Origin of the sequence: Okeania sp. SIO3B5 (assembly GCF_010692555.1) — a bacterium.
Classification (GTDB): domain Bacteria; phylum Cyanobacteriota; class Cyanobacteriia; order Cyanobacteriales; family Microcoleaceae; genus Okeania.
In genome coordinates, this window is the sequence record NZ_JAAHHG010000536.1 from 1 (window position 1) to 6,720 (window position 6,720).

At 35.4% G+C, this 6,720-nt stretch carries 4 protein-coding genes; 3 read left to right on the forward strand and 1 reads right to left on the reverse strand.

From position 1 onward, the window contains the following. The first annotated feature begins 624 nt into the window (after positions 1–624). Complete coding sequence (locus F6K54_RS37625) at positions 625–1,239, forward strand: class I SAM-dependent methyltransferase (protein WP_293089107.1); 615 nt, start codon at positions 625–627, stop codon at positions 1,237–1,239. Positions 1,240–1,503: 264 nt separating this feature from the next. Here the strand turns inward: F6K54_RS37625 and F6K54_RS37630 are convergent, their stop codons facing one another. Continuing rightward, entirely contained in the window at positions 1,504–3,030 is a 1,527-nt protein-coding gene (locus F6K54_RS37630) for a glycosyltransferase family 4 protein (RefSeq protein ID WP_293089109.1), read from the reverse strand. 822 nt (positions 3,031–3,852) lie between these two features. On the opposite strand from F6K54_RS37630, the gene F6K54_RS37635 reads away from it, so the two are divergent. Both F6K54_RS37635 and F6K54_RS37640 read left to right on the forward strand, forming a co-directional pair. Next, a complete protein-coding gene (locus F6K54_RS37635) occupies positions 3,853–4,638 on the forward strand; it encodes a sulfotransferase (protein WP_293089111.1) in 786 nt (261 codons plus the stop codon). A gap of 464 nt (positions 4,639–5,102) precedes the next feature. After that, positions 5,103–6,038, forward strand: a complete 936-nt coding sequence (locus F6K54_RS37640) for an aspartyl/asparaginyl beta-hydroxylase domain-containing protein (protein WP_293089113.1) — start codon at positions 5,103–5,105, stop codon at positions 6,036–6,038. Positions 6,039–6,720 lie beyond the last annotated feature (682 nt).

The following is a 6,720-nucleotide window of genomic DNA, read 5'->3' on the forward strand; positions in this document are numbered from 1 at the left end:
CAACGACAAAAAACAACTTTTAGGAGTACACAAGTTAGTCAATTTGTCAAATCAGTAAAACCAACAAAATGCTCGTAAGCTTTTGATAATAGGCATTATCCACTTTTGTAAAGAATTTTGCTTATAATGGATAGCTTAAAAAGGGGGACTTCCAGTTCCCCCCTTTTCAAGGGGGGTTAGGGGGGATCTCCTGATATCATGTCCGGTAGCATCGGAGCGTGTATAAAATTAAGGTGACAATGAAAGAAAACCTTCTGCCTCCTGCCTCCTGCCTCCTGCCTTCTGTACACCAAAGTCTAATACCATGTCCGGTTGAATAGTTATTGTATAGTTGGGAGTAGGGGAGTAGGGGAGTAGGGGAGTGGGGGAGATTAAATATTTAAGTAATTAGGGTTTGCTGAAAAAGTCTTATATCATCTCCGGTTAAACAGTTATAAATAAACTACTCAGAATTCAGCAATTCTGCAATTCAGAAAGGAAGAAAGAAGAAAAGAAGGAGAAAGTTTTTTTTATCACTAATCATCCGGACATGATATAATTATTCAACCGGACATGATATGACTCCTCTCTCGTTATTTATAACTATTCAACCGGACATCCTATTACACCTCAATTTTTACCACTATGAATCAAGACAATCAGGTTAGACTAAATATTGGCACAGGACAAACTTACATTCCTGAATTTACCAACATTAGCCACTCTTCTCAAGCAGATCTTCAATTAGAACTCGGTAAAGATAAACTTCCTTTTGAAGATAATAGTGTCGATTTTATTTTCTCTTACCATGCCTTAGAACATTCTTCTGACTATCTTTTTGCACTGTCTGAGATTCATCGAATTCTTAAGCATGGTAGTTTGTTTCTATTAGGACTACCTTACGTAACTCTAACTAAATATCATTTAGTAAATCCATATCATCTTCATAATTTTAACGAATATTCTTTTGATTTTTTTGATCCACAAAAGACACTAAACGGAGATAAAAATAATAAAATTTTTTTTGAAAAATCGTTCCATCGTTTTCACTACATTGGCGCTTTCAATTTGCTCCCACCACCTTTTCGCTCATGGTGTCGCGAGCATCTATTTAATGTTGTCCGAAAAATTGATTATGGATTGATTGCAATTAAAGAGCCAAATGTTAAAATATCTTCATATGATCCACAAACAATGATATATAAATTTGACCAATGCTTGGATGCTTGCAGAGCATATCATTCAACAATTAATAATTAATAATTAATAATTAATAATATCACGTCCGGTTGAACAGTTATAAATAAATGACTAAGGAGTCAGGAGTCAGGAGACAGGAGTCAGGAGGGTAGAAAGAAGAAAAAAGAGAAAGTTTTTTTATAATTAATTATCCGGACATGATATAATTAATCATTACCTCTTCTTATAAAGAAGAGGATTGACTAAAAAGAATATCAATATAAATAATACGGTAAAAACCATAATTTGGGCAGTAGACTATATGGGTTATTTTGGGAAAGTTGCTTATCCTGAAGATTTAGAGTAAGATTCGATTAGTCTGTGAATTTCAGAATGCAGCTTTTCTTGCTGTTTTAATTGATTCACACATTGATTCACTAAAGTTTGATTATTAACTTTTTCAGCAACCTGAAGCAAATACCAATAAATTCGCCAATGGGAAAACCCCAGTTCAATCGCTCTTGTAAATAAAGATATTGCTTTGATATTATCTCCCTGATTTTGCCTAGTTAATCCTGCCCAAAACTGCAAAAAAGAATCATCTGGATAAAATTCTTGATAGTGATAAATTCCTCCTGCCTTAGGGTGACATACAACTGGTGATGAAGTGGCAATTTTGCGATCGCTCAACAATAACTCTTCTAAATTTTCTGAGTGTAAACTTTGTTTAAAATGTTCTCCTTGATGGCCTAGTGATTGAATAAAAATTTCTGCTCCTGAAAGCTTTTTTTGGGTATATAACTGATGTTCAATCTTAGGATAATTGCACAATTCTTGGTATAAATCCACAAACTTCTGTGCTAACTTATCAGGATTAAAATTTTCTTGGGCATATTTCTGCGCATTATTTCCTAAACGCTCTCTTTCTTCAGGATGATGATAGAGAAATTCAATAGCTCTTTGATACCCTTGTTCACTATCAACAATTAATCCAGTTTCTTGATGGATGACTGTTTTTTGTGCTCCTCCATAGGGAAAAATTACCGGGGGTATTCCTGCTAACATCGCTTCTTGCAACACCAGTTCCGCAGTAGAATAATTATTTGGACAAAGTGGATAACCAAAAACATCTAATATCCCCAAGACTGATTTAATATCTTCTACATAGCCTCGAAAATCAAACTTTTCCCTAATCTTCAATTTATCTGCCTGTTTTTTAAGAGTAGAAAATCCTTGCTCATTCCCACAAACAATAAATTTCAAATTAGGAATCTGAATACCCGCACAGATTTGAATATAATTTGGATGCATTTTTGTCGGCGTTGTTGTGCCAATGTAGCCTACATTAAATGTATGATGAGAGATTTTTTTTAAGCCTTGAATTCGTTCCCAATCTGTGACAGAATAAATGGATTGAACTTGATTTTTTTGGAAATATTTTTCCAGTTCTTTAATTTCGTGTAATTTTTCAACAGTATATGGGCTAGTTGCTACTAAAATATCAGCAAAATCAATTAAAGATTTGCTAATAATATGTGGAAGTTGAACTCCAGAAATATGACACCAAATTAATATTCTACTAGGTGGCAAATCCAAAGTTAAGAAACGATAAATATCGGGATTATTCCAAAAGTGAACCTGAATCAAATCTGCTTGTCTAACTGCTTCCTCAGATTGCTCTGGGGTTGGAGATTCAATGATATCAACTAATCCTGCTTTATGGGCTAAATTAATTCCTAATGCCTGAGCTGGTAACAGAGAAATAACAGATTGTTGAATCTGCTTATATTGTAAGAGAGCTTTTGCCAAGACAATCATTGCTCTTGATGCTCCCCCAATACTTACAGACTGAATAACATGAAGTATTTTCATATTTAAAAATTTCAAGGTACATTATTGAGCAGCCCCTTGAAAGGGGTGATATAGAATCCGGATAATTAATTATCCTAGTGACAAGGAAAGTCAAAAGTCAAAAGTCAAAAGTCAAAAGTAATATCATGTCTGGTTGAACAGTTATAAATAAACAATGAAGGAGTCAGGAGTCAGGAGTCAGGAGTCAGGAGGGAAGAAAGAAGAAGAAGGAGAAAGTTTTTTTTATCACGCTCTTATCCGGACATGATATAAGAATTAAGGCTGTGGAAATTTTTTAAGAGTATACCAACTCATATCAAATCTAGTTGAATAGTTATTATAAAGTTGAGAGAGATGGGGAGATTGAAGTAATTATCAGAGTTATAAACATACACTGTATAACCGGATTCTATATGAGAGGCAGAAGGGAGGAGGTTTAAGAGCTACTTGACTTTTTGTTATATAGTTATACCAATTCACTTTAAAGATGTCAAAAATAGTTTCAAACTTTATTAAATGTGAAATAATTTCGGTCAATTATATCATGTCCGGATAATAGCGTGATAAAAAAACCTTTTCCCTTCTAACTTTTTCTTTCCTCCTGCCTCCTGCCTCCAGCATAGCTGCCTTACCTTCTCCAAAGTATAAGTATTCAACCGGACATGATATTACTGTATATTCGAGGTTTTGATCGGCTCAAAACTTACTTTTAACTTTTGAATTTTGACTTTTGAATTTTGAATTTTGACTTCCGTGAAACGGTATTAGTTTTTTTCATGCCTATCTACGTTAAGATATCTTTGATCTGGTAAACGAATATCATTATTTCCATCGACAACTTTCATGCTTAATAAAGTTTTAATTATCACAGGGATGCATCGCAGTGGCACCTCTCTAGTGTCTGAATACCTACATCACTGTGGTCTGCATATAGGTGATGATTTAATAGAATGTAATTCAATTAGTCCTATGAGTGCGTATAATGGTCATCATGAAGACAGAGATTTTTCTGAGTTTCACTGTCAAATTCTGAAAAGAGAACTAGCACATGAAAAAGTTTATCGTTTCCCAACTGATGAGTCGAAACTATTGATTAAAATTACTCATGAGGAAGAAAAACAAGCTTTTGAATTACTAGCTTTTAAACGTCATTTACCTCAGTGGGGATGGAAAGATCCTCATACAGTTTTATTTTTAGATTTTTGGCAAAAAAAAATCAAAAATGCTTACTACTTATTTTTATATAGACAGCCTTTATTAGTAGTAGATTCTTTGCTACGAAGAGGCACAGATAGTCCTATTTTACGTGAACCTATTATTGGTTTAAAAACATGGAAAATTTACAATCAAGAAATCCTTTCCTTTGTGAATAAAAATAAAAATAGATGTTTAATTTATGATATTGATACTATTATTAAAAATCCCTATATGATACTAGAAAAAATTTATTCAAATTTTGGGATTAAACTGTATCAAGCCAACTTTATGGAAAAATTTTCTCCGGCAGCATTGAAATCTGAAGCTTTCCATTCACTAGACAATCTAAAAGATAAGTATGAAGCAGAAGTGGCAGATTCACAAAACTTGTATCAACAACTTCAAGCAGCTTCTAGTCAAACAACTATCTAGTTTCAAAAATATCCCTAGGGACTTAGAAAACTCAAAAAAAATCTAAAATTTTGAATATTTACAATTAAAACATGATACCCCTTTTCTGTCACTCTCCGGGTATAATAAAGTGACGAATGATATCATGTCCGGTAGCATCGGAGCGTGTATAAAATTAAGGTGACACTCTTGAGAAAACCTTCTGCCTCCTGCCTTCCCCTCCTGGGAGGGGTTAGGGGTGGGTTGCCTCCTGCCTTCCTTCCACCAAAGTCTAATTATTCAACCGGACATGATATGATTCTGGATTTTGAATTTTGGATTGGGGAATTGCTAAAAATCAGTATTAGGTTTTTTTAAGTCAAAATCCAAAGCAATTTTTGGCAGTATCATTCCATAATGTGCAACTCCCCCTGCCCAATTATTTATTAGTATTCAACCGGATATAATATGAGAACCGGATTTAGTATTACCTTGAGAAAAATTAAATGAAGTTACTTTCAGAATTAGTGAAGCTACCCCTAAGATTCGATAGTAGGCGACTCGTAGAAGAAATTTCTCAGTTTTCTCCATCAGACTGGACTACTAATCCCAGTGGCGTAGTCGGTAACTCTGCGCTGATACTGGTTTCAGTCAAAGGAGAAATCAACGATGAATTTGCCATTTCTGGACAAATGCAGCCGACAAATTTTCTCTTGCGTTGTCCTTATTTACAACAGGTATTGAAAGCAATTGCAGCACCGATTTCTCGCACTCGTTTGATGCGCATTGCTCCTGGTGCAAAAATAGGAAATCATTTGGATGCAAGATATCATTGGTATCGGCGCATCCGTATTCATATACCTGTAGTTACCCACCCTGCTATCAAATTTAATTGTAATGGTAAAAGCGTTCACATGGGAGTTGGTGAAGCGTGGACTTTTGATGGTTCCCTACCTCATGGAGTGGTTAATTCCACAGAACAAGAGCGCATTCACCTTGTGATTGATACCAAAGGTTCTGAAATATTAAACAAAATGCTCCAGCAGAATTCAAGTTTTAGTTCTCAGTATATTCCCTATGTACCAGAGGAAAAAGTCATAATTCCTATAGAGCCTTACCGTTTTGAAGTTTTAGCGACTCAGGAAATAGAGTCAATGCTGGAATCTATTTGCCAAGAGGCTCAAAACTTGATGTCTAAACAGCACTGGACAAATCTCCTTGGCAAAGCAGAAGAATTTAGTCATAAGTGGGAGTTAGCTTTTTCTCAATACGGCCATAACCAAGCTGGAAAATCGACTTATCAAGAACTATTAAGGTGGTTCAAAACAGAAATTAAATCAGGATTAGACGATTTAGTCCATGAACATTCTTCCAGTTCTTATTATTTACGTGTGATAGATGGAATGTTAACCACCTCAAATCGTGAGAGCATTTATCGGTGAACAGACTGGGCAGCTTAGTAGTTGTAACTGGTACAGCTTACGGAGTCGATAACGAGACTTTAGCAAATTTCAAGCCCAAACAAATCCCAAACTCTGTTTATGGGCGGCTTTGTTGCATGAATGTTGCGATCGCAAACTCCCCCAACAAGAGAAGTTAATTAGGGTTTGCTGAATAAATCTGAAAACGGTTGACTTGTTATATCATGTCCGGTTGAATAATTAGACAATGGTTGTCCGAAGGCAGGAGGCAACCCACCCCTAACCCCTCCCAGGAGGGGAAGGCAGGAGGCAGAAGGTTTTCTCAAGAGTGTCACCTTAATTTTATACACGCTCCGATGCTACCGGACATGATATTATTCACTGATCAAGGAGAGGTAATAATTAGGGCTTGCTGATTAAATCTAAAAGCATTGACATATTAAAGATTTTAGCTTTTTTGGGTCTGAAATACCTTGGTTTTCAGCTCTTCACGCTCAAAAAGGAGCGTATTTTAGGCGCATAGTTGGGCAGAAAAATTAAAGGACAATTCTTACTCCTACTTACTCTAAATTCCTCTAATATCATGTCCGGATAATCAGTGATAAAAAAACCTTTTCCTTTCTAATCTTTTCTTTCCTTCTGCCTCCTGCCTCCAGCATAGCTGCCTTACCTCCTCCAAAGTGTAAGTATTCAACCGGACATG

Excerpts from the sequence above, each read along its gene's own strand:
- F6K54_RS37625 (WP_293089107.1), top strand. The coding sequence starts at position 625 with ATGAATCAAGACAATCAGGTTAGACTAAATATTGGCACAGGACAAACT.
- F6K54_RS37640 (WP_293089113.1), top strand. The coding sequence starts at position 5,103 with ATGAAGTTACTTTCAGAATTAGTGAAGCTACCCCTAAGATTCGATAGT.
- F6K54_RS37635 (WP_293089111.1), top strand. The coding sequence starts at position 3,853 with ATGCTTAATAAAGTTTTAATTATCACAGGGATGCATCGCAGTGGCACC.
- F6K54_RS37630 (WP_293089109.1), bottom strand. The coding sequence starts at position 3,030 with ATGAAAATACTTCATGTTATTCAGTCTGTAAGTATTGGGGGAGCATCA.